Raw genomic sequence first — 25,313 nt, forward strand, 5'->3', positions numbered from 1 at the left:
GGGCATGAAACGCATCGGCGTCATCGGTGGCGGCGCCTGGGGCACCGCACTCGCCGCGCTTTCGGCCGAGCATGGCGATACGCTGATCTGGGCGCGCAATGCCGAGGTTGTCGATGACATCAACACGCAACATGCCAATACGCTGTATCTGCCCGATGTAAAACTGCCCGCCAGCCTGAAGGCCACCGGCGATCTGGCCATGCTGAGGGATTGCGACGCGCTGGTGCTGGCCGTGCCGGCGCAGACATTGCGCAGTTTCGCGCAGCAGATCTGGAAAACTCTGCCCGGCCATGCGCCGCTGGTGATCGCCGCCAAGGGCGTGGAGATCGGCAGCGGCAAGCTGCCCAGTGAAGTATTGTACGATGTGCTGCCGGCGCGGCCGGTGGCGATCCTGACCGGGCCGACCTTTGCCATGGAAGTCGCGCGTGGCCTGCCGGCGGCGGCGACGCTCGCCTGCCATGATGCTGCCCTGGGCGCGGCCCTGGTGCAGCGCCTGGGCCGGCCGACCTTCCGGCCGTATCTGTCCGATGACGTGACCGGCGCGCAGATCGGCGGCGCGGTCAAGAACGTGCTGGCGATTGCCTGCGGCATCGTGATGGGGCGCAAGCTGGGCGACAATGCGCGCGCCGCGCTGATCACGCGCGGCCTGGCCGAAATGAGCCGGCTGGGTCTGGCACTGGGCGCGAAACGCGAGACGCTGATGGGCCTCTCGGGCCTTGGCGATCTGGTGCTGACCTGCACCGGGCCGCAATCGCGCAACCTGTCGCTCGGCATCGCTTTGGGCGAGGGCAAAAGCCTGACCGAGATCATGGCTGGCCGGCGCACCGTGGCCGAGGGCGTGCATACCGCGCAGGCCATCGACACGCTGGCGCGCGCCCATCACATCGAGATGCCGATCTGCCAGGCGGTGGATGCCGTGCTGCATAAAGGCGCCGGGATCGAGGCCATGCTGACCGCCCTGCTGGCGCGACCGTTTAAAACCGAGGACTGAGCATGAACTACTGGCTGATGAAATCCGAGCCTTCCGCCTGGTCGTGGGAGCAGCAGGTGAAGAAGAAGGTCGAGAGCTGGAATGGCGTGCGCAATTACCAGGCCGCCAACAACATGAAGGCCATGAAACTCGGCGACCGCGCCTTCTTCTACCACTCGGTCGACGAGAAGCAGATCGTCGGCATCGTCGAGGTATGCAAGCTCTATCACCCCGACCCGACCGACGAGACCGGCAAGTTCGGCATGGTGAGCGTGAAGGCGCTGATGCCGATGAAGACGCCCGTCACGCTCGCACAGATCAAGGCGGAACCGAAGCTGAAGGATCTGGCTTTGCTGCGGCAGTCGCGGCTGTCGGTTTCACCGGTGGATGCGGCGAGCTGGAAGCTGATCTGCAAGATGGGCGGCGTGAGTGCGTGATTGTGACGAAACACCGTCATGCCCGGCCTCGTGCCGGGCATCCACGCCCTGCTTCCCAAAAAACTCGTGGATGCTCGGACCAAGTCCGAGCATGACGAATAAGGTTATGGTGCTAGTGCCATGACCACCCGCCCCAACCAGCCATCACCCGGCACGCGGCTGGTCGCGCTGGCCGACATCCCGGAGCCCGGCGCGAAGGGCCTGACCTTCGGCGCGGGCAAGGAACGGTTCGAGTGTTTCGTGCTGCGCTGGCAGGGTGCGGTGCTGGGCTATGTGAATGAATGCCCGCATGCACGCACCTCGCTGGACTGGCGGCCCGATGCCTTTTTCAACCGCGACATGTCGGCCCTGCAATGCGGCACCCATGGCGCGCTGTTCGCGCCGGAAAGCGGCCAGTGTTTCCTCGGCCCCTGCAAGGGCAAAAGCCTGATCCCCTTCGCCGTGCGCCTGGATGATGCGGGCTGGGTGGTCGCTGCCTGAAACGAATGCGGCCGGGATGCCGAGGGAGGCATCACCGGCCGCACGGCAACCGCAGGCAGGGTGGGAGGGAGCTGCAGCAGCCGTTTTGCGTATCTCGTTGTCGGGCCCGTTCAGCCGGCGCGGCTGATCACGCGGATGTCGCGGCAGGCCTGAATCACGCCAAGCAAAGCCTGGCCCAGCAGGTTGATCGGTGCGGCCATGGATGCGGTCTGCGTGGTCATGCCCTCAACGTCCGGTCATTTCGTCAGGATCAGTTTGCCGTTGGCGGTGAGCCGCAGGCGGTAATCGGCGCCGTCATGCTCGATGATGATTTCGCGGGCGGCGCGGAACAGCGTCCGGCTGGACAGCCGCGGCAGACCGCCGTCCAGCGCCAATGCCACAGTCTCCGCCTCGCCCTCCGTCTGGGCCTGCCCGCCAAGGCGGGCCCGATCAAGCTCCGTCATACCCATTCTGTGCCCCGTCACGCGGCCGCACAGGCCTTTGCCCCGCGACCGGCATGTTGGAGTCAGGATAGGGAAGATCACCTGCGAATGCAAGTGATAATGATTATCATTTTATCCGCCGCAAAAAGCCCGCCGGAAATGCCTTTCGCAGGCGGGCTTTCCCGTTGCGGCGAATGATGCGGCGTCAGCCGGCAGCCATCTGGTCCAGGCCGGCGGATACCCGGCGCTGCTGCAACCGGGCCACCAGCCGGCGGACCTCGCCTTCCTGCACGCCGTCGCGGCGCATCAGCATCTGGGTGATCGGATCGGCCAGCATGTCGCTGAGGGCCGGTTCGCGGCCGAACCAGCAGACCTGCTTGCCGGTCTTCGCCGTCGCGCCGGCTGCCGTCATGGTCGTCTCGTGCCTCTCCTGCATCGCCCTCTCCTTCCACTCAAAACCACCTGACTGTTCAGGTATGGCGCTCATCCTAGCGGGGCAAGCATGCAGAGGGTGTGACGACATTGCGGTCTTTTCGTGACGTGAGCGCTGTCACACCTTGCGGCGACTCAGCCGGCATCGTGGAAGATCACACCCAGCGTATGGCGTTCGCCGCGCCGCAAGGTGCTGACGCCATGCCGCAGCGCGACGCGGTAGTCGCCGCGCTGCCCCCGCACCGGGCGCCGGTTCACCGCGAAAATCACCGCCATGCCGCGCTGCAGCGGCACCACCTCGGCACGGCTTTGGGCGCGCGGCTTGTTTTCCACCAGCACGAAGTCGCCGCCCTCGAAATCACTGCGATCACTGAGCAACAGGGTGGCCTGGAGCGGAAACACCATCTCGCCGTAGAGATCCTGGTGCAGACGATTGTAGTCGCCCGGACCGTATTTCAGCAGCAGCGGCGTCGGCCGCGTCTGGCCGGCGGCATGGCAGAGGGCCTTGTAGTCCTCATGCTGCGATGGGAAGCGCATGGGCAGACCCATACGCCGCTGCCAGTCATTGGCCAGCGGCACCAGATTCGGATACAGCCCCTCGCGCAGGGCCTGCACGGATTCGGGCAGCGGATACTGGAAATAGCGGTATTCGCCCTGGCCATAGCCATGGCGCTGCATCACCACGCGACTGCGGAAGCCGTCGGGCCGGTCATACAGCGCGACCAGGTTGCGGCATTGGGATTCGGAGAGCAGCGGCGGCGTGACGGCGAAACCGCGTTCATTGAGGGTGGCATGCAGGGCGGGCCAGTCGAGGGCGGCGATACGGGAGGCTATGTTGGTCATGGCGGCAGTTTAGCGTCGCCACCCTGCCGCCGCTTCCCGTTTATTGCGTTTGCTTCACTGCCTCAGCGCTTCGGCAAAAGCCGCCGTATCGGTATAGACGCGGTACTCGGCGACACGGCCATCATGAAAGCGGAAGGCGTTGGTCATGTTCACTGCGATGTCGCGCCCGGTGGCCTTGGCGCGCCAGCGGCCGCGGCCCAGCACCACCACCCAGTCGTTTTCCGCGATCACCGCCTCCTGCGCCACCTCGACGATCTCCAGCGTCTCGCGTACCTGGGTGAGAAACCGGCGATAGGCATCGAAGCCCTCGTGCACGCCGACCCAGGGCAGCAGGCCGGGCGGGCCGAAATAGCGCACCACCACATCGGGCGCGACGATGCGCGCCAATGCACCGAAATCGCCGTCGCGTAATGCGGCGTAATAGTCGTTCAGCAGGGCCTTGCTCATGACCGGCCTTGCTCAGGCGGCGACGAAGCTGCGGTAGCTGTCGGCCAGCTCCGGCACCACGGCCTGCATGATGGTCTTGCCATGCGCCGCCGTTGCCAGCGCCGGGTTGGAGCCGATGCGGCCATCGGGGAAGCGGCTGCGGTAGTCGGCTGAATCCGTGAAACTGCCCCAGGGCGCCACGCGCGGGCTCATCTCGGCCTGCTTCACGGCCTGCGGATAGGCATGGAAGGTGAGCGAGACCTCCGACGGCGTGGCATGCGCCCCTTCCTCGCCAGGGAAGAGTTCGCCCGAGAGCCGCTTGGCCGAGGGCGCTTCCCACCAGTTCTTGATCGTGCAGCGCAGGCTGGGGCTGTTCTGCCCGGCAGGAGCCATGCTGGCCTCGGCATAGATTTCCGAAAACGCCGCCGTGGCGGTGGCGACATTGCCGCCATGGCCGTTGAGGAAAAAGAAGCGGTCGAAACCATGGCGGCTTAAGCTGACCACCATGTCGCGGATCACCGCGATGAGCGTGGAGGGCCGCAGCGTCATCGAGCCGGGGAAACCCAGATGATGCTGCGCCATGCCGACATTGATGGTGGGGCCGACCAGCGCCTGCGCCGCCTCGCCCACGGCCTTGGCCAGCACCTCGGCGCAGATCGCGTCGGTGCCGACCAGGCCGTTGGGGCCATGCTGCTCGGTGGAGCCGATGGGGATGATGATCCCGGTCGAGCGTTTGAGATAATCCTCGACCTCAGCCCAGGTGCTCAGATGCAGCAGCATGACGACTCCGTCTTCCCATGTTCAAGCCCTTGAATAGAAAGGGCAGAAGGCCGGGCAAGTCCAGCCGCCGGGGCGCGGGGCGTGCAATCGTCGTCATCGGCGCCGTATTGACGTCCAGTTCCGGATTTCCATTTCCGGCCCGTTTCGGTTCGTTGGAGACCATTCCGGTTCGTTCGGGTCCATTCCGGTTCGTTGAGGTTCGTTTCGGTTCGTTGAGGTTCGTTGAGGTTCGTTTGAGTTCGTTGGGGTTCGTTCGCCGACCCATTCCCTGCCCTAACTGCATAAATTCGTATTCAGTCTGCCTGGGTGGAGTCGAGATATACGAACATAGCACGAACATTTGCCTATTCAAGAGCGTACCTTTAACGGTACATTCCGCTTGACGCCTGTACCTTTTATGGTACACTCCGGCCATGGCGAAAAGGCCACAAGCCAAAAGACTGCAGGCCGCCTTTTATCAGACGGATAGCGGGGCAGAGCCTGTTCGGGAGTGGCTGCTGTCTTTGGCGCCGGAGGACCGCCGTATCGTTGGCACGGATATCCGGACCGTGGAACTGGGATGGCCAATTGGCATGCCGGTCTGCCGGCCTTTGGGACAGGGTTTGTATGAGGTGCGCTCGAGCATTTCGGCCGGCAAGGTGGAAGCCAGGGTGTATTTCGCCATCGATGCCGGCGTGATGCTGTTGCTGCACCACCAGCACGGCAAGGCGCGGCAGGCGGATGAAATTGCCGCGGCACGCAAGACCCTTCGCGATTACCGCAAGCGCAAATGAACCGGCGCATATACAGGTTGAGGAACAGAGCAATGGCGAAAAAGACTTCCCCCAAGGTTTCACCCATCGGGCAGAGCTTCGATAACTTCCTGAACGAACAGGGCATCGCCGAGGCCGTGCAGATCGAAGCCCAGATGCGCGTGATGGCCTGGATGATCGAACAGCAGCGCAAAAAGATCGGCCTGACCAAGGCCGCCCTGGCGAAAGAAATGGCCACCAGCCGCAGCCAGCTCGACCGCATCCTGCATCCCGAAACGGCGGCGGTTACCGTGGAAGTGCTGGACCGGGCGGCGCGCGCCGTGGGCCTGCGCCTCAAGATCGACCTGGAGCCGATCGCGGCCTGATCCCACCTTTGTTTTGCAAAGGTGGGACGAGTGTGATGGCCTCTTTTGCCTCGACTGGCCGATCAAACCCGGCTATCGAGTGCCGGCTTTATCTGGCCCGGCCGGGCCGTTTTCCCAGACTGCCTGCTTTGCAGGAGTCAGGCCGGGCGTAGAGGCCGGGATGCCGAAACGGCGGCTCCTGTGGCCTATCAGTCTTCGCTGTCGTCGGCCTCTGCCGCGCTGTCTGCCGCCGCCATGCCGCCGCCCTGCTTGGCGGCGCGTTCGTGATTGAGCGCCAGCAGGCGCGACAGAATCTCGTCGTCGCTCAGATCCGCCGGCCAGCCATAGGCGGCGGCCACGGCCTCGTCCAGCGCTTTGTGCGCCAGGTCGAGCCAGGCCGGTCGCTGGTTATACAGATTGGTGAGCGTGCGTTTTTTCAGCTCGGCCGCTGCCTTGTCGCCGCGCGGCAGCAGGCGATCCGGATAGCCCGGCACCACTTCCGCCTCGCGGCGCACCAGCTCGGGCGGATTGAGCCAGTTTTCCCGCTGCTCATTCAATTTCTTCGCCGCCGCTGCGATGCACTGCGCGCGAGGGTCGGCTGCGTAATCCTTGGCTGGAATATTTGGCGTCAGACCTTCGGGGAACGGGAAGGTGTCGAAGCCTTGTGATGGCGTGTATTGCGGATCATTTCCTATGCCATGCCACCCGCCCAATCGCAGCGACCAAAGTTCATGAGGGCGGCTATGCAGGAAACCAAATATCGTGTCGTCGTCACGGCAGACCGCAACCAGCCTAGAATCTGGAAGTACAGAAGCGTGCATCCAGACAAAAATTCTGTGCTTCGCCACTCGTGGTGTAATGATGTAGCGGGATACACGGCTCAGCGCGGCACGAAATCCTGGAACGGTTTCACCATGCTGCCACCAATAAATACGTCTGCGATCTCGTCGATTCTTGTCGCGTTCAGGCTTCACGGTTCGGCGTATATATTCGAACGGCACTTCGTAACCAGCGGCGTCCATTTCAGGCAAGTCAGCGAAATCCACGATCCAGGTGTCTGATGGCCGCCTGACGATATCCATGCCATTGGCCCATGGCCGCACAACATCGCTGTTCGGCTTGCCATTTGGATTGCCTGATGCTTGCAACCATCGACGCGCCAGTTCGCCGGGTACATCGAAAGGCCCAACTTTCACCGGGCCCTGGAAACACAAGCCCTTGTTTTCGACGAGGCGTGCCGCCTCGGTGATATTCGAACCTCCGGCAGTCAAATCCGAGAAGATTTCCGCAACCTTGCGTCCATCAAGACATGGCTGGACACCGGCTACTGATTCTCTATTCGCATAACATACCAATGATACCCGCACATCAGCGCCATCTTGCTCCCAAGGTTCGTCAGCCCATGCGTCGTAAATAATTTGACTCTCGACAATACGATCCAAAACCTTGCGGTTATTGCTGCTTCGTATCGTGCTAGTAGAAACCAGACCTGCGCGCTGCGTTTCGCCAGACTCGATCATTGCGCGGGCTTTTTCGAACCAATAACAAACTAAATTGGCGTCTCCGGATATGCGGTTCTCGAAAACTGTACGTATCTTCTTCGTATACTCCTCACCCAAGCTGCGGATCATCGCCTTGTCGCCGAGGAAGGGCGGATTGCCGACGATGCATTCCGCCGCCGGCCACTGGCGTTCGCGGCCCTTGTCGTCGATCAGGGCATCCTGGTTGCGGATGCCATCCATGCGGCCGAGGATCGGGCGGCGCGCGATGCCGCCGGCGCCGTTGCGCATGTCCCACTGGATATCGCCGATCCAGATGGTGACGCGCGCCAGTTCGGCCGCATAGGGATTTACCTCGATGCCCAGCACCGTATCGGTGGTGAACACATCCTGGTCGGCGATCAGGTCGAAGGCTTTGGCCTCGTCGCGGATCTTCTTGTCGAAATCCTTCAGGCCCAGCAGCGACACATAAAGGAAATTGCCGCTGCCGCAGGCGGGATCGAGCACGCGCAGGGTTTTGAGCCGCTGGCGGAAATCGAACCACAGCTTGCGTTTGGCCTCGATGGCCTTTTTCTTCGCGGCCTCGGATTTCGCGGCAGATTCTTTTTTGGCTTCAGCCGCGATGGCAGCCTTAACAGTGGCCCATTCGCGTTCCAGCGGCTGCAGCACCACCGGCTCGACGATTTTCCGAATTTTATCGACATCGGTGTAATGCACGCCGACGGCCCGGCCAATCTCGGCAACCGGAACCGGTTTGGCCGCGCCCGTGCCCTTGCCCTTCGCCTTCGGCTTCGCCGCCGGCAGGGGTGCCGCGCCCGGCTTGGCGGCCCTGTCCTTGGCCACCACCACATCGAACAGGCCGGCCATGGCCTCGCGCTTTTCCGGATCGAGGCCTTTCTCGAACAGGGTGCCGAAGATCGCCGGTTCCACGAAGGTCCAGTCGAGCTGGGCGGCATCGCGCAGCTCGCGGATCTGCAGGCTGTTGAGCGGGATCACGCCGTCGTCGTCGAACAGGCCGCCGTTGAACCAGGGAATCCGCGTGGTGCCGAAGCGGCCCTGGTCGTTTTTCATGGCGCGAAACAGATCGCCCAGCAAGGGCACGAAATCATCCTGGCTGTCGACCGCCGCATCCATGATTTCGGCGAAGACATAATCGGGCAGCAGGCCGATGTCTTCGACGAACATGCAGAAGACCAGGCGATTGAGGAAATGCGCCACCGCCTGGGGATCGCGGCCGTCGCGCGCCAGCTTGGCCGCCACGGTGCCGAGCTTGGCGGCGGCGCGCGTGGTGACCAGCTCGCGCGAGGCTTCGGGGCGGAAACTGTCCGGGTCGGTCCAGGCCTTGGCCAACCGTCGCCGCACGCCCGGATCATTCAGGTCGTGGATGTCGAATTCGATCACTTCGGCCGGATAGCCGGTGAACTGGGTGTGGATGCGGATGGTCTTGATATCGGAAACGATCAGCAGCGGCGGATTCTGCAAGCCGTCGGCATATTCCTTCAGCTGCTTGTAGGCGCGGACCAGATTGTTCTGGTCGGTGCTGGGCTTCTTGTATTCCCAGGCAAAACAATCACGCCGCCAGACATCGGCAAAGCCCCGGCGCTCGCCCAGCCGCAGCAGGGATTTCTCGAATACATAATCATCGCCCAGGCCATGGGCGTCGTTCGGCTTGGGCAGACCGAGAAGGTCGCACAGATCGTTGAAATGGCTCTGCGCGCCGGCTTTCTCGGTGCCCCGGAAATCGCCCCATTTGGCCCTGAAATCGTCTGGCGACATCAGCATCTTCCCCCGCAGGGGCAAGATTCGCATTAATCATGGGGGCAACACAACCCATGGCAGCAAACCGGCGCAGCTGATTTTAACGGCCACCGGCCGGAGCCGATCAGAATTCCTTCCAGTCGTCGTCATCCACAACGGCGACCGCCGCAGCCGCGACGGCGGGCGGGCGCCTGAGCACCGGTTTGGCCACCGGCTTCGCCGGAGGTTTCGGCGCCGGCTTCGGCGCGGCTTGGGGGGCCGGCTTAGGCGCGGGCGCGGTTTGCGCCATCTCTGATTTCGGTTCGGCTTTGGCCGCTTGGGGCGGCATGGCGGCTGGCGCGCCATTGCCGATGCGGAAGAAGCCGACCGCCTGGGCCAGCTCGCCGGCCTGGCCATTCAGCGACTGCGCCGCCGCCGTGGTCTGTTCCACCAGGGCGGCGTTGCGCTGGGTCATCTCGTCCATGCCGGCAACAGCCGTGTTGATCTGCTCCAGCCCCGTGGCCTGCTCGCGGCTGGCGGCGGCGATTTCGGCCACGATGTCGGAGACCTTCTTGATCGCGGTGACGATCTCGGTCAGCGACTGGCCGGTGCGGTTCACCAGCGCCGCGCCCGTCTTCACCTGGGCATTGGACTCGGCAATCAGCGCCTTGATGTCCTTCGATGCATTGGCCGAACGCTGCGCCAGGGCGCGCACCTCCTGCGCCACCACCGCAAAGCCCTTGCCGGCCTCGCCGGCGCGGGCCGCCTCGACGGAAGCATTCAGCGCCAGCAGGTTGGTCTGGAAGGCGATCTCGTCGATCAGGCCGACGATATCGGAAATCTTCTGCGCGCTCTGCTCGATCTGCGTCACGGCCTGTACGGCTTCCTGCACCACGCTGCCGCCGCGATCGGCGGTGTCGCGAGCCACTGTCGCGAGCTGGCTGGCGGCCTGGGCGTTGTCGGCATTCTGCTTCACCGTCGCCGTCACCTCGTGCATCGAGGCCGCCGTCTGCTCGATGCTGGCCGCCTGGGATTCCGTGCGGCTGGCCAGATCCTGGCTGCCGGCAGAAATCTCGTCGGAGGCCGTGCGCACCTGGGCGGCCGACTGGGTAAGCCGCGCGACGATATCCGACAGGCGTTCGGCCATGGTGTTGGTGTCGTCCTTCAGCCGGCGGAAGGCGCCGTCGTAATCGCCGGTGATGCGGCGATCCAGCCGGCCATCGGCCATGGCGCCCAGCACCGTGCCGAGTTCGCCGATCATGCCTTCCACGGCGACGGTGAGCCGGTTGATGCCCTGGGCGATGGCCAGATACAGGCCATCCTTGCCGTCTTCCGACAGGCGGCGGGCCACGTCGCCAGCCGCCACCGCGCCGACCAGATCGGCGATCTCGCGCGCGGCCGCCTGTTCCTGCGCCTCGCGCGCCGCGCGGCGCTGCTCGGATTGCTCGCGCTGGCGTTCGATCTCGGTCTCGGCATCGCGGCGGGCCACCATGCCATCCCTGAACACCTGCAGCGCGCGGGCCATCTCGCCCACCTCGTCGCGATGATCCGCGCCGGTCACCTCCACCGCCAGATCGCCATCGGCGAGGCGGCGCATCGTCGCCGTGATGTCCTGCACCGGGCGCACCACGCTGCGGCGGACCATGGCGATGGCCATAACGATCACCAGCAGCAGCACGCCGAGGCCGATGGCCGATATCTCGATCAGCCGCAGGAAGGCGGCATCCTGGGCCTGGTTGCGCTGGGCGAGGTCTTCGCGTTCGGCGTCGCGCATCTCGCTCAAGCTGGCGCGGATCTCGTCCATCTGTCCCTTGCTGAGCGGCGAGCGCAGGGTGCGCAGGGCGGATTCGCGGCGGGTTTCGTCCTTCAGGCGGGTGACCGCCGTTTCGGCGAATTTGAGCTGCCAGTCGAGGATGCGGCTGGTGGCCTGGGCCAGGCGTTCTTCCTGTTCGGTGTCGCCGGCCGTGAGGCTCTTCAATTCTTCCAGCAGCCGCGTGCTGGCCTCGCGGCCGGCCTGCACGGTATCGAGATGGCTTTCATCCCCCGACAGCGCGAAGCCGCGCACGGCGGTTTCCTGGTCCGACATCGCCTGGGCCAGGCCGGCCAGCGCATCGAGCAGGCGGAAGCTTTCCGCCGTCTGCTGCTGGGCGCGTTCCAGAAACCGCACATTCTGGTAGGCCAGACCGGCAACGGCCAGCAGCAGGACGAGAATCAGGCCAAAAGCCGCGGAGATGCGCAGCGAGATGCTGAGGTTGCGCATGGCTTCAGCTCCGCACGCCCATGGACTGAACCAGGGACTGCCCAAGGAACTGCCCGGGGGACTGCCCCGGGGACTGCATCGGGCAAGGTCCCGCCACGCCAATAGTCACGCTATACATGCGTACCACCTGTTTCTGGCTGTTTTTCTGGCTGTATTTCTGATTTTTGTCTTGGGAAATACTTTGCTGGCGTCTTGGTACCGGCCGAACGACGCCGCGCGCTTCCGTCGGCCGAGCGGACGCGATCTGCCTGATTGCTGCGGATTTTTGCCCCAGCTTGTGCCCCCAAGCTGCTCCGTAATCGGAGCGAATGTTCAAGTAGTATCGGTTGCACCCGGCCGGCGCAAGCTGGCTTAGAGGGCCTTTTAATTACACTTTAAGTAGAAATATAGTATTCGCGGGTCGATAAACCCGCCTTCGTAGTAATGGAGCAGAAATCGGCCGGGTGGACAGGCCTTATATCTGTCTGCCGGCGGACGCGCCCGAGGCTGGGCCGTGAATGCAGGCCTGCCAATGCAAGCTTGACGGGGGGCGCTTCATCCCTATGATGCGCGCGCCCTCCCCGGCTCCTCACCGGGGGGATCGGCATTCCTTGCATGAACGGGTCGTCGTGGCTGCCTTCCCCTCATGCGCCGAATTCAGGACTGAAGAATGACCAAGCGTCAGGAATCCAAGTACAAGATTAACCGCCGCCTCGGAGAAAACCTCTGGGGCCGCGCCAAGAGCCCGCTCAACAAGCGCGAATACGGCCCCGGCCAGCATGGCCAGAAGCGCAAGAAGCCGTCGGATTACGGCGTGCAGCTGATGGCCAAGCAGCGCCTGAAGGGCTACTACGGCAACATCACCGAGAAGCAGTTCCGCCGCGCCTATGCGGAAGCGAACCGTCGCCGCGGCGACACCTCGGAGAACCTGATCGGCCTGCTCGAGCGCCGTCTGGATGCCGTGGTCTACCGCATGAAGGTGGTGGCCACCGTGTTCGCCGCCCGCCAGTTCGTCAGCCATGGCCATATCCTGGTCAACGGCAAGCGCGTCACCATCCCGAGCTATCAGGTGAAGGTGGGCGACGTGATCGAGGTGCGCGGCGCCGCGAAGGATTATCCCTTCGTGCTGGAAGCCGTGAAATCGAGCGAGCGCGACGTGCCCGACTACATCGACATGGACCAGGCCAAGCTGAAGGCGACCTTCGCCCGCGTGCCGCTGCTGGCCGACGTGCCCTATCCGGTGAAGATGGAACCGAACCTGGTGGTCGAGTACTACTCGCGCTAATCCGTATATCTTTCCGGCAGTTCATGCCGGACAGGGAAAAGGCCGCCAGCGAAAACTGGCGGCCTTTTTTGTTGCCGGCGAAACCTCTGCGGCAACTATTCCGCCGCCTGGCGCGGCGCGGGCGTAAGCGCCGTGCGGGGTGCATCCTCGTCGCGCCAGCGCAGCGCGATGTCGCGCACCATGTCGAGCATCGGCGACAGTTCCTCGCCGCGCGGCGCCAGCGAATAGGTCACCTGCGGCGGAATGGTGGCGCGATAGTCGCGATGCACCAGCCGCGCCTCCTCCAGCATGCGCAGGCGCTCGGTCAGCACCTTGGCCGAGATGCCGCCGATCTCGCGCTTCAGTTCGCCGAAGCGGCGCGGCCCCTGGCTGCGCAGCACATAGAGGATGTAGGTGGTCCAGGGCCCCATCAGCAGCCGCAGCACCGCATCGACCGGACAGGCGAATTTGTCGTCCCGCTGGCTGGCGGATTTCGACGCGGCGGGTTGGGTCGGGGCTGAATCGGGCATGACAGACATCAGCATAATCCTTGTCGCGGCCGCGCCATGCACCGGAGCGCGTGACGGCGGCTACAGAGTGGTTCGAGAAATGAACTTACTTTTAAGTACCTACTTTACTAAAGAAATCAATAGCTCATATTTTATACTTACCTGAAGTAACCAATTCGCTTCAGGTAATCATTAATTCCTATCCAAATCAGGGACTTACCCAATGACCAAGGTCGCCATTGTCTATCATTCCGGCTACGGCCACACCCAGAAGCAGGCCGAAGCCGTGGCCGAGGGCGCGCGGGCGGTTGCCGGCGCCAGCGTCGCGCTCATCCCGATAGCCGAGGCCGAGGCGCGCCTGGACGAACTGAACGCCGCCGACGCCATCGTGTTCGGTTCGCCCACCTACATGGGCAGCGTGTCGGGCCCGTTCAAAACCTGGATGGACGGCACCTCGAAGGTCTGGGGCAAATGGAACGGCAAGCTGGCCGTCGGCTTCACCAACTCGGCCTCGCAATCGGGCGACAAGCTGAACACGCTGCTGCAGATTTCGGTCTTCGCCGCGCAACACGGCATGCTCTGGGTCAGCCTCGGCCTGATGCCGGGCAACAACAATTCCAAGGGCAGCGTGAACGACCTCAACCGCTTGGGCAGTTTCCTCGGCGCCATGGCGCAGTCGAATGCCGACCAGGGCCCCGAACATGGCCCGATCGCCAGCGACCTGGAAACCGCCAAGCATCTGGGCCGCCGCGTGGCCGAAACGGCGAAGGCCTACAAGCCGGCGCGCGAACTGGTGGACGCGTAAGCGTCAGAGGGTTTCGACCGCCACGGCGAGGGACGGCGACATCTGGCCGTCCCAGTCGCGGCGGGTGAAGACCTGTGCATTCTCGCGCGCGCGGCGCAGCAGGGCAAAATCCAGATCGGCGAAAACCCAGCCGGGGCGATTGAGCTCGCCCTGAATAATCACGCCATCGTCGGGCAGGCCACGATCGGGCGTGGCGAACACGCCGGCCCAGCCGACATTCACGTCCACCGCCGGCGACCATGATGCATCGCCCACGGTGGGCGCGACGGCCACATAGACCTGGTTTTCCAGCGCCCGGGCGCGGGCCCCGACCAGCACGCGGTTGGCGCCCGCCAATGTGTCCGTGCAGCTTGGCGCCAGCAGCAGATCGGCGCCGGCCATCGCCATCGCGTGGGCAATCAGCGGGAACTCGATGTCGTAGCAGATGCTGATGCCGAAACGGATCGTCTCATCGCCGATCTTTGCTTCGAAGATTTTCAGCCCGGCGCCGCCCCGAATGATCCATTCCTCGCGCTCGAAGCGCGTCATCTGGCGTTTATCCTGGAACCCCATCGCACCATGGGGAGAGGACACATAGGCGCGATTGATGAAGCCATCGCCCTGCCTTACCGGCAGGCTGGGTGCAACCACAAACACGCCATATTGCCGTGCCAGCGAGGCATAGGTCTCGACGAAGGCGTCGTGATACTGCTGCAAGGCCGCGATCTGGCCAGCGAGGTCGCGCTGCACGGCTTCAGGCAGCAGGGACGCCAGCTCCATGCCGCCATATTCGGGAAACAGCAGCATCTGCGCGCCGGCATCGGCCGCCTGACGCACCCAGGACGCGGCATTGGCCTGCCAGTCTTCCAGCAAAGCGAATTGCCCGATGGGATACTGCGCGCAAGCCATCCTCATGCGCGCAGGTCCTTCATCCAGTAGACCATCGGCTTCAGTGTCTCGGCCCTGTCGCCGATATCCAGCCAGGAAAAGCTGGCGACGAGGTCGGCACGCCTGGCATAGCCGCGCTTGACCCAGAAGGCATCCAGCGGCACGTAGCCGGCCGGCTTCATCGGATGATCCTCGGGCCGCAACACGCCACAGAAACAGCAAAGCGGATAACCGAAGTCGCGCGACGCCGCCTCGCGCTGCTCGAAGAACGTCACGCCGATGCCATGGCCGCGATACTGCGGCAGCAGCACGGATTCGCCGAAATAGAATATCTGCGCCGTATCCATGCCGGCCCGCACGAAGGGTGCGCGCACGTAATCGACCTCTTCGTCCAGGGCCAGGGCGGTGGAAGCGCCAACAACGACCTCTCCATCCAGCGCCACGACGATGGTGCCGGTGCGGGCATTGGCATAGCGCGCAATGTAGCGCCGCTCGTAATCCAGCGAGCCTTCATACAGATAGGGCCAGGCGCGGAACACCTCGATGCGCAGCCGCGCCAGGTCGTCGAGCCGGGCACGCATCTGCTCGCCCGTGAAGCGGACCACGCGAATGGCGCCGCCGGCGCTGGTCATCCGCCGACCTGCCGGATCCAGTCGTTGAGATTGTAGGTGTTGGAAATGCGCGCCACCTTGCCGTCGCGGATCTCGAAGAAGGCGCCGGCCGGCAGGCTGTAGCGCTGGCCTTCGGCCGGCGGCAGGCCCTCGTCGCTTTCCAGATAGACGCCCAGCACGGTGAACTCGGCGGCCGCACGCGTGCCATCGCCGTTCGTCATGACGAACAGGTCGACGATCTTTTCCTCGTAGCAGCGGTTCATGCGTTCGAGGAAGGCGCGGAAGGCGACCTTGCCCACCTCGCGGCCGCCCTGGTTCACGTCATGCACCACATCGTCGGTGAGCAGGGCGAGGAAACCCTCGACATCCTTGGCATTGAAGGCGTCGTAATAGGACTGGATCAGGGTTTCGGCATCGGTATTGGGCATGGTGGACTCAAAAAAGAAAGGGCGCGGACAGGATAGCTGTCCGCGCCCGCGATTGCCATAGGACGGGCGAGGGAAGCGCTTACGCCTCCTGGTAGGCGATGCCCTTCTGCTTCAGGAAATCCTGCAGCTCGCCGTTCTGGTACATCTCGCGCACGATGTCGCAGCCGCCGACGAATTCGCCCTTCACGTAAAGCTGCGGGAAGGTCGGCCAGTCGGAGAATTCCTTCAGATGCGTGCGGATCGCCGGATCGGCCAGGATATCCACGCCCTTGAATTTGAGGCCGAGCCGCGAGAGCACCTGCACGACGGTGGCCGAGAATCCGCATTGCGGGAAGACCGGCGTGCCCTTCATGAACAGCACGACATCGTTGCCGGCCAGTTCCTCGCGGATGCGTTCGAATGTCTGTTCTTTCTCGCTCATGGCGACTATCCCCTGCAGGTGTCGGTTATGGTGTTTGCGTGGTGAGCGCCAGCGCATGAAGCTGGCCGCCCATGCGACCTTTAAGCGCGGCATAGACCATCTGGTGCTGCTGCACCCGGGTCTTGCCGGCGAAAGCGGCTGAAACCACCGTGGCGGCGTAATGGTCGCCGTCGCCGCGCAGGTCGTCGATGCGGACCTGGGCGTCGGGCAGCGCCTCCTTGATCATCTTCTCGATCTCGCTGGCATCCATCGCCATCGTCAGAATCCCCGGTTTCTTTACAGTTCGCCGGCCATGTAGCGCGGCATCCAGCCCTCATGGGCGGTTTTCAGCGCCTGGACCGATATGGTGCCAAGGCCGGCAAAGGTCAACGCATCCCCGCCGGTCAGGCCCAGCTTGCGCACCGGCACGCCGGCCGCCTCCAGGGCGGCGATCACGGCTTCCGCCTGCGCCGCCGGGCAGGTGACCAGGTAGCGGGCCTGGTCTTCGCCGAAGCCCATCTCGAAGGCATCGCCCTCGGGCAGCGTCACCGCGGCGCCGATGCCAGAGGCCATGGCCATTTCGGCCAGAGCCACGGCCAGGCCGCCATCGGAGCAGTCGTGCACGGCCGAGACCATGCCCTTGGTGATCAGCATGCGCACCGCATCGCCGTTTTTCTTTTCGGCCTGCAGGTCCACCGAAGGCGGCGGACCGGCTTCCTGGCCACAGATATCCCGCAGGTAGACCGACTGACCGAGATGGCCATGGGTTTTGCCGACCAGCAGGATGGCTTCGCCCGGCAGTTTGAAGGCCAGCGTCGCCATTTTCGCCACGTCGTCGAGCACGCCGACGCCACCGATGGCCGGCGTGGGCAGGATGCCCTTGCCGTTGGTTTCGTTGTAGAGCGAGACATTGCCCGAGACGACCGGATAATCCAGTGCCAGGCAGGCCTCGCGGATGCCCTCCACGGCACCGACGAACTGCCCCATGATCTCCGGCCGTTCGGGATTGCCGAAATTCATGTTGTCGGTGATCGCGAGCGGCCGCGCGCCGACGGCGGTGATGTTGCGCCAGGTTTCGGCCACCGCCTGCTTGCCGCCCTCGACCGGATCGGCGAAGCAGTAGCGCGGCGTGCAGTCCACGCTCATCGCCAGCGCCTTCTTCGGATGGTCTTCCACGCGCACCACGGCGGCATCGCCGCCGGGCACCTGCGCCGTGTCGCCGCGCACGAGATAATCGTACTGTTCCCAGATCCAGCGGCGCGAGCACATGTCGGGCATGCCGATCAGTTTGCCCAAAGCTTCCACGAAGGGCAGCGGATGGTTGACGCGGCCGAGCGGCTTCTGCGGCGGCGTCTTCACCCACGGGCGATCATATTCGGGCGAGGCCTGGGCCAGTGGATCGATGGGCAGGTCGCCGACCTGCTCGCCGTTGAAGCGCAGCACCATGCGGCCGGTATCGGTGAGATGGCCGATCACGGCAAAGTCGAGTTCCCACTTGCGGAAGATCGCCTCGGCCTGGGTTTCCGAACCCGGCTTGAGGATGATCAGCATGCGCTCCTGGCTTTCGGAGAGCATGAATTCGAACGGCGTCATGCCGGTTTCGCGCGCCGGCACCTTGTCGAGGTCGATCTCGATGCCCATGCCGCCCTTGGATGCCATCTCAAACGACGATGAGGTGAGACCCGCCGCGCCCATATCCTGGATGGCGACGATGGCGTCGGTCGCCATCAGCTCCAGGCAGGCTTCGATCAGCAGCTTCTCGGTGAAGGGGTCGCCGACCTGCACGGTGGGGCGTTTCTCTTCACTGTCATCGGTGAACTCGGCCGAGGCCATCGAAGCGCCGTGGATGCCGTCGCGCCCGGTCTTGGAGCCGACATAGACGACAGGATTGCCCAGACCGGCGGCGGCCGAATAGAAAATCCGGTCGGTCTTGGCCAGACCGACCGTCATGGCGTTGACCAGGATGTTGCCGTTGTAGCTGGGGTGGAAATTCACCTCGCCGGCCACGGTGGGCACGCCGACGCAGTTGCCATAGCCGCCGATGCCATGCACCACGCCCGACACCAGATGGCGGGTCTTGGCGTGATCCGGCGCACCGAAGCGCAGCGCATTCAGGTTGGCGACGGGCCGCGCGCCCATGGTGAAGACATCGCGCAGGATGCCGCCCACGCCAGTGGCCGCGCCCTGATAGGGTTCGATGAAGGAGGGATGGTTGTGGCTTTCCATCTTGAAGATGGCGGCCAGACCATCGCCGATATCGATCACGCCGGCATTCTCGCCCGGACCCTGGATCACCCAGGGGGCCTTCGTGGGCAGGGTCTTGAGCCATTTCTTTGACGATTTGTAGGAGCAATGCTCCGACCACATCACCGAGAAAATGCCGAGTTCAACCTGGTTGGGCTCGCGGCCCATGATCTCCAGCACGCGGTCGTATTCGTCGCGCGTCAGGCCCATCAGGTCGTTGGGATACTGCACGGCCTTCTTAACGTCACTCACGACAGGCTCTCCGCGATGCTCTCGAACAGGCCGATGCCGTCCAGGCCGCCACACACGGCATCCGTGGCGTCTTCCGGATGCGGCATCATGCCCAGCACGGTCTTCTTGGCGTTGTAAATGCCGGCGATGTTGCCGACCGATCCGTTGAGATTGGTTTCCGGCGACACGGTGCCGAGCGGATCGGCGTAGCGGAAGGCGATCTGGTCGTTGTCTTCCAGCCGCTTCACATCATCAGCGCCGAGCGTGTAGTTGCCATCGTGATGGGCCACCGGCACGCGGATGGTCTGGCCCTTGCGGTATTTCTTTGTGAACTCGCTGGCCGTGGTCTCGACCCGCAGGTTCACGTCCTTGCAGATGAATTTCAGGCTGGCATTGGTCATCAGCGTGCCGGGCAGCAGGCCGGCCTCGCAGGCGATCTGGAAACCGTTGCACACCGCCAGCACGCGCACGCCGGCATCGGCGCGCTTCTTCACCTCGCGCATGATCGGCGAATGCGCCGCCATCGCGCCGCAGCGCAGGTAGTCGCCATAGGAAAACCCGCCGGGCAGCACGATCAGGTCGATGCCCTCGGGCAGAACGCTGTCGCCGTGCCACACGTCAATCGGCGGCTTGCCGCCATTGACCTTGGTCAGCGCCATGCGCATGTCGCGCTCGCGGTTGGAACCGGGGAAGGTGATCAGCGCTGCTTTCATATGCCTCAGCCCACCAGTTCGACCGAGTAATTCTCGATCACCGTGTTGGCCAGCAGCTTCTGCGCCATGTCCCTCACCGCGGCTTCGATCTCGGCCTTCGGTTTGGCGGCCAGCGCGCCGGAAAGCTCCAGCTCGATCAGCTTGCCCTGGCGCACCTCGGCGACATCGGCGAAGCCAAGGCTGTGCAGCGCCTGGCCGATCGCCTTGCCCTGGGGATCGAGCACGCCGTTCTTCAGGCTGACATGGACGCGGGCTTTCATGGAATTCTGTGTCCTTCTCAAAAAACTGCGGCTCAAAAAGCTGCGGCGGCCTTAGCAGGGCCGCCGCGGTATTCTCACGGCGCCTGTATCGCGCCTGTTACTGCATGGTGTCCGGACCCTTGATGTCGCGCGGGCCGCCCTCGGGCAGAATGCCCAGCCGCCGCGCCACTTCCTGATAGGCCTCGGCGACATTGCCGAGATCGCGGCGGAAGCGGTCCTTGTCCATCTTCTCGTTGGTCTTCAGATCCCACAGGCGCGCCGAATCCGGGCTGATCTCGTCGGCCAGGATGATGCGCATTTCGTCGTTCTGCCACCAGCGGCCGAATTCCAGCTTGAAGTCGACCAGACGGATGCCGATGCCGAGGAACAGACCGGAGAGGAAATCGTTGATGCGCAGCGCGAGATGCATGATCTCGTCGATCTCCTGCGGCGTGGCCCAGCCGAAGCAGGTGATGTGTTCTTCCGACACCAGCGGATCGCCCAGCTCGTCGTTCTTGTAATAGAACTCGACGATGGAACGCGGCAGGTTGGTGCCCTCGGCGACGCCGAGCCGCGTCGCCAGAGAACCGGCGGCAACATTGCGCACCACGACTTCGAGCGGGATGATCTCGACTTCCTTGATCAGCTGCTCGCGCATGTTCAGCCGGCGCACGAAATGGGTCGGGATGCCGACCTCGCCCAGCCGCGTCATCAGGTATTCGGAGATGCGGTTGTTGAGCACCCCCTTGCCGGTGATGGTGCCTTTTTTCTTGTTGTTGAACGCGGTCGCGTCGTCCTTGAAATACTGTACCAGAGTGCCCGGCTCCGGCCCTTCGAAGAGAACCTTTGCCTTGCCCTCATAGACCTGTCTGCGGCGCGTCATGGCACACCCGTGATCTGTTGGGGGAAGCGGGGGATTTGCTTGGCCCTTCAATAGCGCAAGGGGGCCGCTGCCGCAATCGGCCGGCGGCAGAATAGCGCTGGAAATTCGGTCCCGCGGCCGAGACGGAAACGCGGTTTTCCGCCGCAAAATGCCGCAGCCTCCGACCCTTGCGGCACGCCCCGCCGCTCTCCTATATAACGGGCACGCCAGACCGCATGACAACGAGGCCCGGATGACCACCTTCGACGACCGCAAGGATGCCTTCGAGAAGAAGCATGCCCATGACGAGGAGCTCGCCTTCAAGGCGACCGCGCGGCGCAACAAGCTGCTGGGCCTGTGGATCGCCGAGCAGATCGGGCTGACCGGCGACAAGGCCGAGGCCTATGCCAAGGAAGTGGTGGCGGCCGATTTCGAGGAAGCCGGCGACGCCGACGTGATCCGCAAGGCGATGGCCGACCTCAAGGCCGGCAAAGTGGAGATTTCCGAACACCGGCTGCAGGCCAAGCTGGCCGAGCTGATGGAAGTCGCCAAGAAGCAGGTCGCGGGTTAAATACCGGTTTTCCGGTAAGAATCAGCCTACTTTCACGGTCGCCATCATCCCGGCGGCCTGATGCTCCAGGATATGGCAGTGGAGCATCCATTCGCCGGGATTGTCGGCCACCAGGGCCAGTGGCGCGGTTTCGCCCGGCTGCAGCAGCACGGTGTCGCGCCATGGCCGGCCCGGCTGGTTCAGCACCCGGAAGACATGGCCGTGCAGATGCACGGGATGCGGCCAGGACGTATCGTTGCTGACATCGAAAATGTAGCTTTTCCCGAGCTTTAGACGAAAAAGCGGATCATGGCCGTGATGGCCTTGGTGATCCGTCATGGCCTGACCGTTGAGGCTCCAGGCCATGCGGTGCTTCTGGAAGGCCTCGCGCATGTCCAGCACCGGCCCGCCATCGACCCGCAGGGCATAGGGCACGCCCATGCCGCCGCCGAGCACCAGGGGCAGGCGTTCGGCCGCGGCCAGATCGGGTTCGGCGACGGGATTGGGCGTCAGCCGGGGGGTGGCGCGGCCGGCGGCGCCTGCCATCGGCGTCTCGCCATAGGCCAGATCGGTCAGCCGATGCTCGCGGCCCTGGAAATCGCGGTCGAGCACGGGATAGCGCCGGCCCGGTTCGCCGGTCAGGTCGAGGATGAGATCGGCGCGCATGCCTGGTCCAAGCGTTATGCGGCCATCGGGCCCGAGCCTTTGCGGCGCATCGAGCGGATGGCCGTCCAGCGCCACCAGCCAGGGGGCGTGATCGGTGAAGCGCAGGTCGAAGATCCGCGCATTGGCGGTGTTGACCAGGCGCAGGCGCAGGCGTTCGCCGGCCGTGACGGCATAGGGCTGGGCCAGGCGGCCATTCATCAGCGCGGTGTTGCCCAGCCGGCCGGCATGGGTGATGTCCATGTAATTGCGGAAATCGCCGGTGATCTGGGCGCTACGGTCCAGCCGCAGATCGCTCAGGACCCAGGCGACGTCGCGGTCGACCGCCGGCGGATCGGGCTCGTCGACGATCAGCAGGCCATACAGGCCGCGGCCGACCTGTTCGGGATTGCCGGCATGGGGGTGATACCAGAATGTTCCCGCATCGGCGCAGACGAAATCATAAAGGAAGCTTTCGCCCGGCTTCACCGGCGGCTGGGTCAGGCCGGGCACGCCATCCATCGCATGCGGCAGGCGGATGCCGTGCCAGTGGATCGTGGTGTCCTGCTGCAGGCCGTTCTGCAGCAGCGCGCGCAACCGTTCGCCCTGCCGCACACGCAGCAGCGGGCCGGGCAGGCTGCCGTTATAGCCCCACAGCCGCGTTTCCGGCTGGCCCGGCACAACGGGCAATGCCACGGGCGCGGCAGTCAGGCTGTAACCCGCCGCCTGTGCGGTGCGTGGCTGAGCGATGCGCGGCAGGGTGATGCAGCCGACCATCGCGGCAGCAGAGGCGGACATGAAAGTGCGGCGCGAGAAACCCATGGCATACAAATTAGCACGCCGCGCGCTCCGGACGATGGGCCAGCCACAATCCGAGCAGCAGAATCGCCAGCCCCGCCAGTAACGGTAGCGTGAGCGGTTCGGCCAGAACCAGCGCGCCGAACAGGCCGGCCGTCACCGGGCTGAGGCCCAGGAAGATCGTCACCCGCGTGGGCGAGGCATGCCGCAGGGCCCAGAGCCAGACGGCATAGAAGATGCCGCTGGAGACGCCGATGAACAGAACGGCGGCCCAGCCCTGCGCGCTGTAGCCGCGCCAGCCGGCGAACAGGCCCTCGGGGATGCTGAGCAGCAGCAGGAAGCCCACGCTGGCCAGCATGGCAAACGCCCCCACGGGCAAGGTGGGATAACGCTGCAGATAGGGCCGGTAGAGCACCGAGCAGACCGCGCCGCAGAGCGCGGCGAGCAACACCGCGGCCTCGCCGAGCAGGCCTGAACCGCGGCCTGGGCCGGGGGCGGGATCGAACAGCGTCTCGCCCAACGCCAGCGCCACGCCCAGTATGGTCAGCAGGACGCCGATGCTCTTGTTCGCGGTCATCCGTTCGCGGCCGAGCAGGGCCGCGACGATCATGGTGAGCAGCGGAAAGCTGGCGAACAGCAGCGCGGCGCGCGCCGCCGGGATCAGCGACAGACCAAAATTGAGCAATGCAATCAGCAATCCGAATTGTATGACGCCAAGGCCTGCGATGGGCAGGATGTCGCGGCGGGCGAACCGCATGGGCTGCCTCTGCCACCACAACACCGGCAGCAGGCAGAGCGCGCCGATCAGATAGCGGAACATCGCCAGCGTGGCGGGGCCACTCTCGGTCACCACGAAGCGCGTCGCCACCATGGCCGCGCCGACCTGGATGCCGACGCTGGCCGCCGCCAGGATGGGCCAGTACGGCTTCACAATGGAAGTTCCCAGGTCTCGCCAACCAGGTCCTTGCCGAAACTGCGATGCGCCTCGCTGGCCACCAGCCTGAATCCGGCCTTTTCATAGATGCCGCGGGCGGCGGTCAGCACGCTGTTGGTCCACAGCGTGATCTTCTTATAACCTGCCTTGCGGGCGAAGCGGATGCATTCCGTCACCAGGGCCTTGCCCACGCCAAGGCCCCGCGCCTTTGGATCGACGATCAGCACGCGCAGCTTGGCCACCGTTTTGCTTTTGCGGATGAGGAAGACGCTGCCGACCCGCTCGCCATCGAGTTCGGCGATCCAGGCGCGTTCGCAGGAGGGATCGAACTTGCGCAGAAATTCCGCGCCGACCTCGGCCGCCAGCGCCTCGAAACTGCCGTCCCAGCCGTATTCCTGGCTGTAGAGTTCGGCATGGCGCTGCACCATCCAGCCTATGTCGCCGGGCCGGTGCGGCCGCAGGATCACGCCAGGCCTGGCGGGCTTTGCCGCGGAGGCACCGCCGAGCAGGGTCTCGATCTCGTCCATCGCGGCGCTCAGCCGCGCGCGTTCGGCAGACGAGAGCCGTGCCAGCAGCGGCTCCAGCACGCGGTTGGAAGCCGCCTCCAGCGGCACCATGGTGCGGCGGCCCTTCGATGTCAGCCGCAACAGGCTCTGCCGTGCGTCTTCCCGCATCGGCTTGCGCGTCACCAGCCCCTGCCTGCCGAAACGGGCCAGCATGCGGCTGAGATAGCCGGCATCGAGACCCAGGTCGCGCACCAGGTCGCTGGCGGTGACGCGGTCGCGATGCGCCAGTTCGTAGAGCACGCGGGTCTCGGCCAGCGAGAAAGGGGCGTAGAGCTTGCCGTCTTCCAGCACGCCGATCTTGTGCGTGTAGAAGCGATTGAATCGCCGCATGCGTTCAATCTGCTGTGTCAGAGCAGGCTGCGGCGTGAGGGTGGATCTGGCGGCCATGGCGTTTCCCCGGCTGTGCGGCGCCAGTCTCGGACGTAATAGTTGACTGAGTCAAGTATATCGGAAGACCGCCGCCTCCAGCGCCGCCATGTCGGCGCCAGGTGAAAACCCGGCCGCCGTGACGCCTTCGGCCGGCCGGTGATAGACGGCGACCACGCTGCCCGGACCGCCGCCGCTATGGCCCTCGACATGCAGGCCGGTGGCGGCCTCGCCGCACATCAGGCCCAGGCCATATCCGGGCGCCAGCCAGGGCCGGTCGGATACCGGACCGCCGAGCCGGTAGGGATGCCGCATCGCCCGCAGCAGGCCGGGCGGCAGGAACCCGCTCGCGAGCAGGCCATGCAGCAGCCGCGCGGCCGCGGCCAGCGGCCCGACCAGCAGCCCGTGATAGACCCAGCCGGGATGATAGCCAGCGACCAGGCCCGGCAGCCCCTTGAGATCTGCCCGCGTCTGCGCCAGATGCACGCCCTCGATGCCCAGTGGCCCGAATACCAGCAGATCCAGCGCCCTGCCCAGCGGTTCGCCGAAGGCATGGGCCACCGTTTGCCCCAGATGCCAGTAGCCGATATTGGAATAGCCCCAGCCCTCGCCCGGGGTGTACCGCAGCCGGCCGGCATCGCAGCGCGCCAGCAGCTCGGCCAGCGGCCAGGGCTCCTCGCCGCGTTCCACGGCCGCATGATACTCGGGCAGGCCGCCGTAATCGGGCAGGCCGGACCTGTGCTGCAGCAGGTGGCGCAGGGTATAGGGCGCGTCGGGCAGACTGTCGTCGAGATGCAGGATGCCGTCGCGCACCAATGCGAGGACCGCCGCCGCCAGAACGGTCTTGGTGAAGCTCCACCACGGCACGACCGGACCGTCTGAAGCCGATGCCGTATTTCCAACCAGGATCATGTTCATCGCGC

The 25,313-nt window shown here is 64.6% G+C and carries 29 protein-coding genes; 8 read left to right on the forward strand and 21 right to left on the reverse strand.

The genetic code is table 11. The features are described from left to right. Window positions 1-4: 4 nt before the first annotated feature. From ACK4FK_RS12975 to ACK4FK_RS12985, 3 genes are all read left to right on the forward strand, one after another. Complete coding sequence (locus tag ACK4FK_RS12975) at window positions 5-991, forward strand: NAD(P)H-dependent glycerol-3-phosphate dehydrogenase (protein ID WP_409745385.1); 987 nt, start codon at window positions 5-7, stop codon at window positions 989-991. A gap of 2 nt (window positions 992-993) precedes the next feature. Continuing rightward, window positions 994-1,407 (forward strand): EVE domain-containing protein, encoded by a 414-nt coding sequence (locus ACK4FK_RS12980; protein ID WP_409745386.1) that lies wholly within the window; start codon window positions 994-996, stop codon window positions 1,405-1,407. 120 nt (window positions 1,408-1,527) lie between these two features. Beyond that, on the forward strand, window positions 1,528-1,887 hold the full coding sequence (locus ACK4FK_RS12985; RefSeq protein WP_409745387.1) for a Rieske (2Fe-2S) protein: 360 nt from the start codon (window positions 1,528-1,530) through the stop codon (window positions 1,885-1,887). A gap of 236 nt (window positions 1,888-2,123) precedes the next feature. Here ACK4FK_RS12985 and hemP read toward each other — a convergent pair whose 3' ends face one another. The 5 genes from hemP to ACK4FK_RS13010 all read right to left on the reverse strand — a co-directional run bounded on the left by hemP (window position 2,124) and on the right by ACK4FK_RS13010 (window position 4,790). Next, on the reverse strand, window positions 2,124-2,336 hold the full coding sequence (gene hemP, locus ACK4FK_RS12990; RefSeq protein WP_409745388.1) for a hemin uptake protein HemP: 213 nt from the start codon (window positions 2,334-2,336) through the stop codon (window positions 2,124-2,126). A 178-nt stretch (window positions 2,337-2,514) separates the two neighbouring features. Further along, window positions 2,515-2,745: a hypothetical protein gene (locus ACK4FK_RS12995; protein WP_409745389.1), complete on the reverse strand. Its 231-nt coding sequence runs from the start codon at window positions 2,743-2,745 to the stop codon at window positions 2,515-2,517. Window positions 2,746-2,876: 131 nt separating this feature from the next. Next, a complete protein-coding gene (locus tag ACK4FK_RS13000) occupies window positions 2,877-3,584 on the reverse strand; it encodes a 2OG-Fe(II) oxygenase (RefSeq protein WP_409745390.1) in 708 nt (235 codons plus the stop codon). A 54-nt stretch (window positions 3,585-3,638) separates the two neighbouring features. After that, window positions 3,639-4,031 carry a nuclear transport factor 2 family protein gene (locus ACK4FK_RS13005; RefSeq protein WP_409745391.1) on the reverse strand — a complete coding sequence of 131 codons (393 nt, stop codon included), beginning with the start codon at window positions 4,029-4,031 and terminating at the stop codon, window positions 3,639-3,641. A gap of 12 nt (window positions 4,032-4,043) precedes the next feature. Beyond that, window positions 4,044-4,790 (reverse strand): creatininase family protein, encoded by a 747-nt coding sequence (locus tag ACK4FK_RS13010; protein WP_409745392.1) that lies wholly within the window; start codon window positions 4,788-4,790, stop codon window positions 4,044-4,046. A gap of 413 nt (window positions 4,791-5,203) precedes the next feature. Between ACK4FK_RS13010 and ACK4FK_RS13015 the strand changes: the two genes are divergently transcribed. Continuing rightward, window positions 5,204-5,563, forward strand: a complete 360-nt coding sequence (locus tag ACK4FK_RS13015) for a type II toxin-antitoxin system RelE/ParE family toxin (protein ID WP_409745393.1) — start codon at window positions 5,204-5,206, stop codon at window positions 5,561-5,563. 32 nt (window positions 5,564-5,595) lie between these two features. Next, on the forward strand, window positions 5,596-5,907 hold the full coding sequence (locus ACK4FK_RS13020; protein ID WP_409745394.1) for a helix-turn-helix domain-containing protein: 312 nt from the start codon (window positions 5,596-5,598) through the stop codon (window positions 5,905-5,907). A gap of 188 nt (window positions 5,908-6,095) precedes the next feature. Here ACK4FK_RS13020 and ACK4FK_RS13025 read toward each other — a convergent pair whose 3' ends face one another. Together ACK4FK_RS13025 and ACK4FK_RS13030 are read right to left on the reverse strand one after the other, a co-directional pair. Continuing rightward, window positions 6,096-9,161: a class I SAM-dependent DNA methyltransferase gene (locus tag ACK4FK_RS13025; protein ID WP_409745395.1), complete on the reverse strand. Its 3,066-nt coding sequence runs from the start codon at window positions 9,159-9,161 to the stop codon at window positions 6,096-6,098. 106 nt (window positions 9,162-9,267) lie between these two features. Next, on the reverse strand, window positions 9,268-11,382 hold the full coding sequence (locus ACK4FK_RS13030; protein ID WP_409745396.1) for a methyl-accepting chemotaxis protein: 2,115 nt from the start codon (window positions 11,380-11,382) through the stop codon (window positions 9,268-9,270). Between the two features lie 649 nt (window positions 11,383-12,031). Between ACK4FK_RS13030 and rpsD the strand changes: the two genes are divergently transcribed. Then, window positions 12,032-12,646, forward strand: coding sequence for a 30S ribosomal protein S4 (rpsD, locus tag ACK4FK_RS13035; RefSeq protein ID WP_409745397.1), 615 nt, complete (start codon window positions 12,032-12,034; stop codon window positions 12,644-12,646). 95 nt (window positions 12,647-12,741) lie between these two features. On the opposite strand, the gene ACK4FK_RS13040 is transcribed toward rpsD, so the two are convergent. Further along, on the reverse strand, window positions 12,742-13,155 hold the full coding sequence (locus ACK4FK_RS13040; protein ID WP_409745398.1) for a winged helix-turn-helix transcriptional regulator: 414 nt from the start codon (window positions 13,153-13,155) through the stop codon (window positions 12,742-12,744). Between the two features lie 202 nt (window positions 13,156-13,357). On the opposite strand from ACK4FK_RS13040, the gene ACK4FK_RS13045 reads away from it, so the two are divergent. Continuing rightward, on the forward strand, window positions 13,358-13,939 hold the full coding sequence (locus ACK4FK_RS13045; RefSeq protein ID WP_409745399.1) for a flavodoxin family protein: 582 nt from the start codon (window positions 13,358-13,360) through the stop codon (window positions 13,937-13,939). A gap of 3 nt (window positions 13,940-13,942) precedes the next feature. Here ACK4FK_RS13045 and ACK4FK_RS13050 read toward each other — a convergent pair whose 3' ends face one another. The 9 genes from ACK4FK_RS13050 to purC form a co-directional block, all read right to left on the reverse strand. Beyond that, the gene (locus ACK4FK_RS13050; protein ID WP_409745400.1) at window positions 13,943-14,833 is read right to left on the reverse strand and encodes a carbon-nitrogen hydrolase family protein; all 891 of its coding nucleotides are present in this window, start codon (window positions 14,831-14,833) and stop codon (window positions 13,943-13,945) included. Next, complete coding sequence (locus ACK4FK_RS13055) at window positions 14,830-15,438, reverse strand: GNAT family N-acetyltransferase (RefSeq protein WP_409745401.1); 609 nt, start codon at window positions 15,436-15,438, stop codon at window positions 14,830-14,832. Before ACK4FK_RS13055 ends, ACK4FK_RS13050 begins: the two co-directional genes overlap by 4 nt. Next, window positions 15,435-15,845, reverse strand: coding sequence for a ketosteroid isomerase-related protein (locus ACK4FK_RS13060; RefSeq protein ID WP_409745402.1), 411 nt, complete (start codon window positions 15,843-15,845; stop codon window positions 15,435-15,437). The genes ACK4FK_RS13055 and ACK4FK_RS13060 overlap by 4 nt, the downstream gene beginning before the upstream one ends. Before the next feature lie 79 nt (window positions 15,846-15,924). Continuing rightward, entirely contained in the window at window positions 15,925-16,266 is a 342-nt protein-coding gene (grxD, locus tag ACK4FK_RS13065) for a Grx4 family monothiol glutaredoxin (protein WP_409745403.1), read from the reverse strand. Window positions 16,267-16,291: 25 nt separating this feature from the next. Next, window positions 16,292-16,522: a BolA family protein gene (locus tag ACK4FK_RS13070; RefSeq protein WP_409745404.1), complete on the reverse strand. Its 231-nt coding sequence runs from the start codon at window positions 16,520-16,522 to the stop codon at window positions 16,292-16,294. A 20-nt stretch (window positions 16,523-16,542) separates the two neighbouring features. Further along, window positions 16,543-18,699, reverse strand: a complete 2,157-nt coding sequence (gene purL / locus ACK4FK_RS13075; protein ID WP_409745648.1) for a phosphoribosylformylglycinamidine synthase subunit PurL — start codon at window positions 18,697-18,699, stop codon at window positions 16,543-16,545. A 38-nt stretch (window positions 18,700-18,737) separates the two neighbouring features. Further along, window positions 18,738-19,433 (reverse strand): phosphoribosylformylglycinamidine synthase subunit PurQ, encoded by a 696-nt coding sequence (gene purQ, locus ACK4FK_RS13080; protein WP_409745405.1) that lies wholly within the window; start codon window positions 19,431-19,433, stop codon window positions 18,738-18,740. A 5-nt stretch (window positions 19,434-19,438) separates the two neighbouring features. Further along, the gene (gene purS / locus ACK4FK_RS13085) at window positions 19,439-19,693 is read right to left on the reverse strand and encodes a phosphoribosylformylglycinamidine synthase subunit PurS (protein ID WP_409745406.1); all 255 of its coding nucleotides are present in this window, start codon (window positions 19,691-19,693) and stop codon (window positions 19,439-19,441) included. A 97-nt stretch (window positions 19,694-19,790) separates the two neighbouring features. Continuing rightward, the gene (purC, locus tag ACK4FK_RS13090) at window positions 19,791-20,555 is read right to left on the reverse strand and encodes a phosphoribosylaminoimidazolesuccinocarboxamide synthase (RefSeq protein WP_374301876.1); all 765 of its coding nucleotides are present in this window, start codon (window positions 20,553-20,555) and stop codon (window positions 19,791-19,793) included. Between the two features lie 232 nt (window positions 20,556-20,787). On the opposite strand from purC, the gene ACK4FK_RS13095 reads away from it, so the two are divergent. Then, window positions 20,788-21,105 carry a DUF1476 domain-containing protein gene (locus ACK4FK_RS13095; RefSeq protein ID WP_409745407.1) on the forward strand — a complete coding sequence of 106 codons (318 nt, stop codon included), beginning with the start codon at window positions 20,788-20,790 and terminating at the stop codon, window positions 21,103-21,105. 21 nt (window positions 21,106-21,126) lie between these two features. Here the strand turns inward: ACK4FK_RS13095 and ACK4FK_RS13100 are convergent, their stop codons facing one another. The 4 genes from ACK4FK_RS13100 to ACK4FK_RS13115 are packed head-to-tail and all read right to left on the reverse strand — an operon-like array spanning window position 21,127 to window position 25,308. Further along, window positions 21,127-22,524: a multicopper oxidase family protein gene (locus ACK4FK_RS13100; RefSeq protein WP_409745408.1), complete on the reverse strand. Its 1,398-nt coding sequence runs from the start codon at window positions 22,522-22,524 to the stop codon at window positions 21,127-21,129. A 34-nt stretch (window positions 22,525-22,558) separates the two neighbouring features. Continuing rightward, a complete protein-coding gene (locus tag ACK4FK_RS13105; protein ID WP_409745409.1) occupies window positions 22,559-23,455 on the reverse strand; it encodes a DMT family transporter in 897 nt (298 codons plus the stop codon). Then, entirely contained in the window at window positions 23,452-24,411 is a 960-nt protein-coding gene (locus ACK4FK_RS13110; RefSeq protein ID WP_409745410.1) for a GNAT family N-acetyltransferase, read from the reverse strand. Before ACK4FK_RS13110 ends, ACK4FK_RS13105 begins: the two co-directional genes overlap by 4 nt. A gap of 51 nt (window positions 24,412-24,462) precedes the next feature. Further along, on the reverse strand, window positions 24,463-25,308 hold the full coding sequence (locus ACK4FK_RS13115; RefSeq protein ID WP_409745411.1) for a serine hydrolase domain-containing protein: 846 nt from the start codon (window positions 25,306-25,308) through the stop codon (window positions 24,463-24,465). Between the last annotated feature and the right edge of the window lie 5 nt (window positions 25,309-25,313).

It is taken from the genome of Ferrovibrio sp., assembly GCF_046297895.1.
Lineage (GTDB): Bacteria > Pseudomonadota > Alphaproteobacteria > Ferrovibrionales > Ferrovibrionaceae > Ferrovibrio.

What these genes read in the sequence shown, in the direction of transcription:
- ACK4FK_RS12975 (WP_409745385.1), top strand. Translation starts at nt 5, where the DNA reads ATGAAACGCATCGGCGTCATCGGTGGCGGCGCCTGGGGCACCGCACTC.
- ACK4FK_RS12980 (WP_409745386.1), top strand. Translation starts at nt 994, where the DNA reads ATGAACTACTGGCTGATGAAATCCGAGCCTTCCGCCTGGTCGTGGGAG.
- ACK4FK_RS12985 (WP_409745387.1), top strand. Translation starts at nt 1,528, where the DNA reads ATGACCACCCGCCCCAACCAGCCATCACCCGGCACGCGGCTGGTCGCG.
- hemP (WP_409745388.1), bottom strand. Translation starts at nt 2,336, where the DNA reads ATGGGTATGACGGAGCTTGATCGGGCCCGCCTTGGCGGGCAGGCCCAG.
- ACK4FK_RS12995 (WP_409745389.1), bottom strand. Translation starts at nt 2,745, where the DNA reads ATGCAGGAGAGGCACGAGACGACCATGACGGCAGCCGGCGCGACGGCG.
- ACK4FK_RS13000 (WP_409745390.1), bottom strand. Translation starts at nt 3,584, where the DNA reads ATGACCAACATAGCCTCCCGTATCGCCGCCCTCGACTGGCCCGCCCTG.
- ACK4FK_RS13005 (WP_409745391.1), bottom strand. Translation starts at nt 4,031, where the DNA reads ATGAGCAAGGCCCTGCTGAACGACTATTACGCCGCATTACGCGACGGC.
- ACK4FK_RS13010 (WP_409745392.1), bottom strand. Translation starts at nt 4,790, where the DNA reads ATGCTGCTGCATCTGAGCACCTGGGCTGAGGTCGAGGATTATCTCAAA.
- ACK4FK_RS13015 (WP_409745393.1), top strand. Translation starts at nt 5,204, where the DNA reads ATGGCGAAAAGGCCACAAGCCAAAAGACTGCAGGCCGCCTTTTATCAG.
- ACK4FK_RS13020 (WP_409745394.1), top strand. Translation starts at nt 5,596, where the DNA reads ATGGCGAAAAAGACTTCCCCCAAGGTTTCACCCATCGGGCAGAGCTTC.
- ACK4FK_RS13025 (WP_409745395.1), bottom strand. Translation starts at nt 9,161, where the DNA reads ATGTCGCCAGACGATTTCAGGGCCAAATGGGGCGATTTCCGGGGCACC.
- ACK4FK_RS13030 (WP_409745396.1), bottom strand. Translation starts at nt 11,382, where the DNA reads ATGCGCAACCTCAGCATCTCGCTGCGCATCTCCGCGGCTTTTGGCCTG.
- rpsD (WP_409745397.1), top strand. Translation starts at nt 12,032, where the DNA reads ATGACCAAGCGTCAGGAATCCAAGTACAAGATTAACCGCCGCCTCGGA.
- ACK4FK_RS13040 (WP_409745398.1), bottom strand. Translation starts at nt 13,155, where the DNA reads ATGCCCGATTCAGCCCCGACCCAACCCGCCGCGTCGAAATCCGCCAGC.
- ACK4FK_RS13045 (WP_409745399.1), top strand. Translation starts at nt 13,358, where the DNA reads ATGACCAAGGTCGCCATTGTCTATCATTCCGGCTACGGCCACACCCAG.
- ACK4FK_RS13050 (WP_409745400.1), bottom strand. Translation starts at nt 14,833, where the DNA reads ATGAGGATGGCTTGCGCGCAGTATCCCATCGGGCAATTCGCTTTGCTG.
- ACK4FK_RS13055 (WP_409745401.1), bottom strand. Translation starts at nt 15,438, where the DNA reads ATGACCAGCGCCGGCGGCGCCATTCGCGTGGTCCGCTTCACGGGCGAG.
- ACK4FK_RS13060 (WP_409745402.1), bottom strand. Translation starts at nt 15,845, where the DNA reads ATGCCCAATACCGATGCCGAAACCCTGATCCAGTCCTATTACGACGCC.
- grxD (WP_409745403.1), bottom strand. Translation starts at nt 16,266, where the DNA reads ATGAGCGAGAAAGAACAGACATTCGAACGCATCCGCGAGGAACTGGCC.
- ACK4FK_RS13070 (WP_409745404.1), bottom strand. Translation starts at nt 16,522, where the DNA reads ATGGCGATGGATGCCAGCGAGATCGAGAAGATGATCAAGGAGGCGCTG.
- purL (WP_409745648.1), bottom strand. Translation starts at nt 18,699, where the DNA reads ATGGGCCTGACGCGCGACGAATACGACCGCGTGCTGGAGATCATGGGC.
- purQ (WP_409745405.1), bottom strand. Translation starts at nt 19,433, where the DNA reads ATGAAAGCAGCGCTGATCACCTTCCCCGGTTCCAACCGCGAGCGCGAC.
- purS (WP_409745406.1), bottom strand. Translation starts at nt 19,693, where the DNA reads ATGAAAGCCCGCGTCCATGTCAGCCTGAAGAACGGCGTGCTCGATCCC.
- purC (WP_374301876.1), bottom strand. Translation starts at nt 20,555, where the DNA reads ATGACGCGCCGCAGACAGGTCTATGAGGGCAAGGCAAAGGTTCTCTTC.
- ACK4FK_RS13095 (WP_409745407.1), top strand. Translation starts at nt 20,788, where the DNA reads ATGACCACCTTCGACGACCGCAAGGATGCCTTCGAGAAGAAGCATGCC.
- ACK4FK_RS13100 (WP_409745408.1), bottom strand. Translation starts at nt 22,524, where the DNA reads ATGTCCGCCTCTGCTGCCGCGATGGTCGGCTGCATCACCCTGCCGCGC.
- ACK4FK_RS13110 (WP_409745410.1), bottom strand. Translation starts at nt 24,411, where the DNA reads ATGGCCGCCAGATCCACCCTCACGCCGCAGCCTGCTCTGACACAGCAG.
- ACK4FK_RS13115 (WP_409745411.1), bottom strand. Translation starts at nt 25,308, where the DNA reads ATGAACATGATCCTGGTTGGAAATACGGCATCGGCTTCAGACGGTCCG.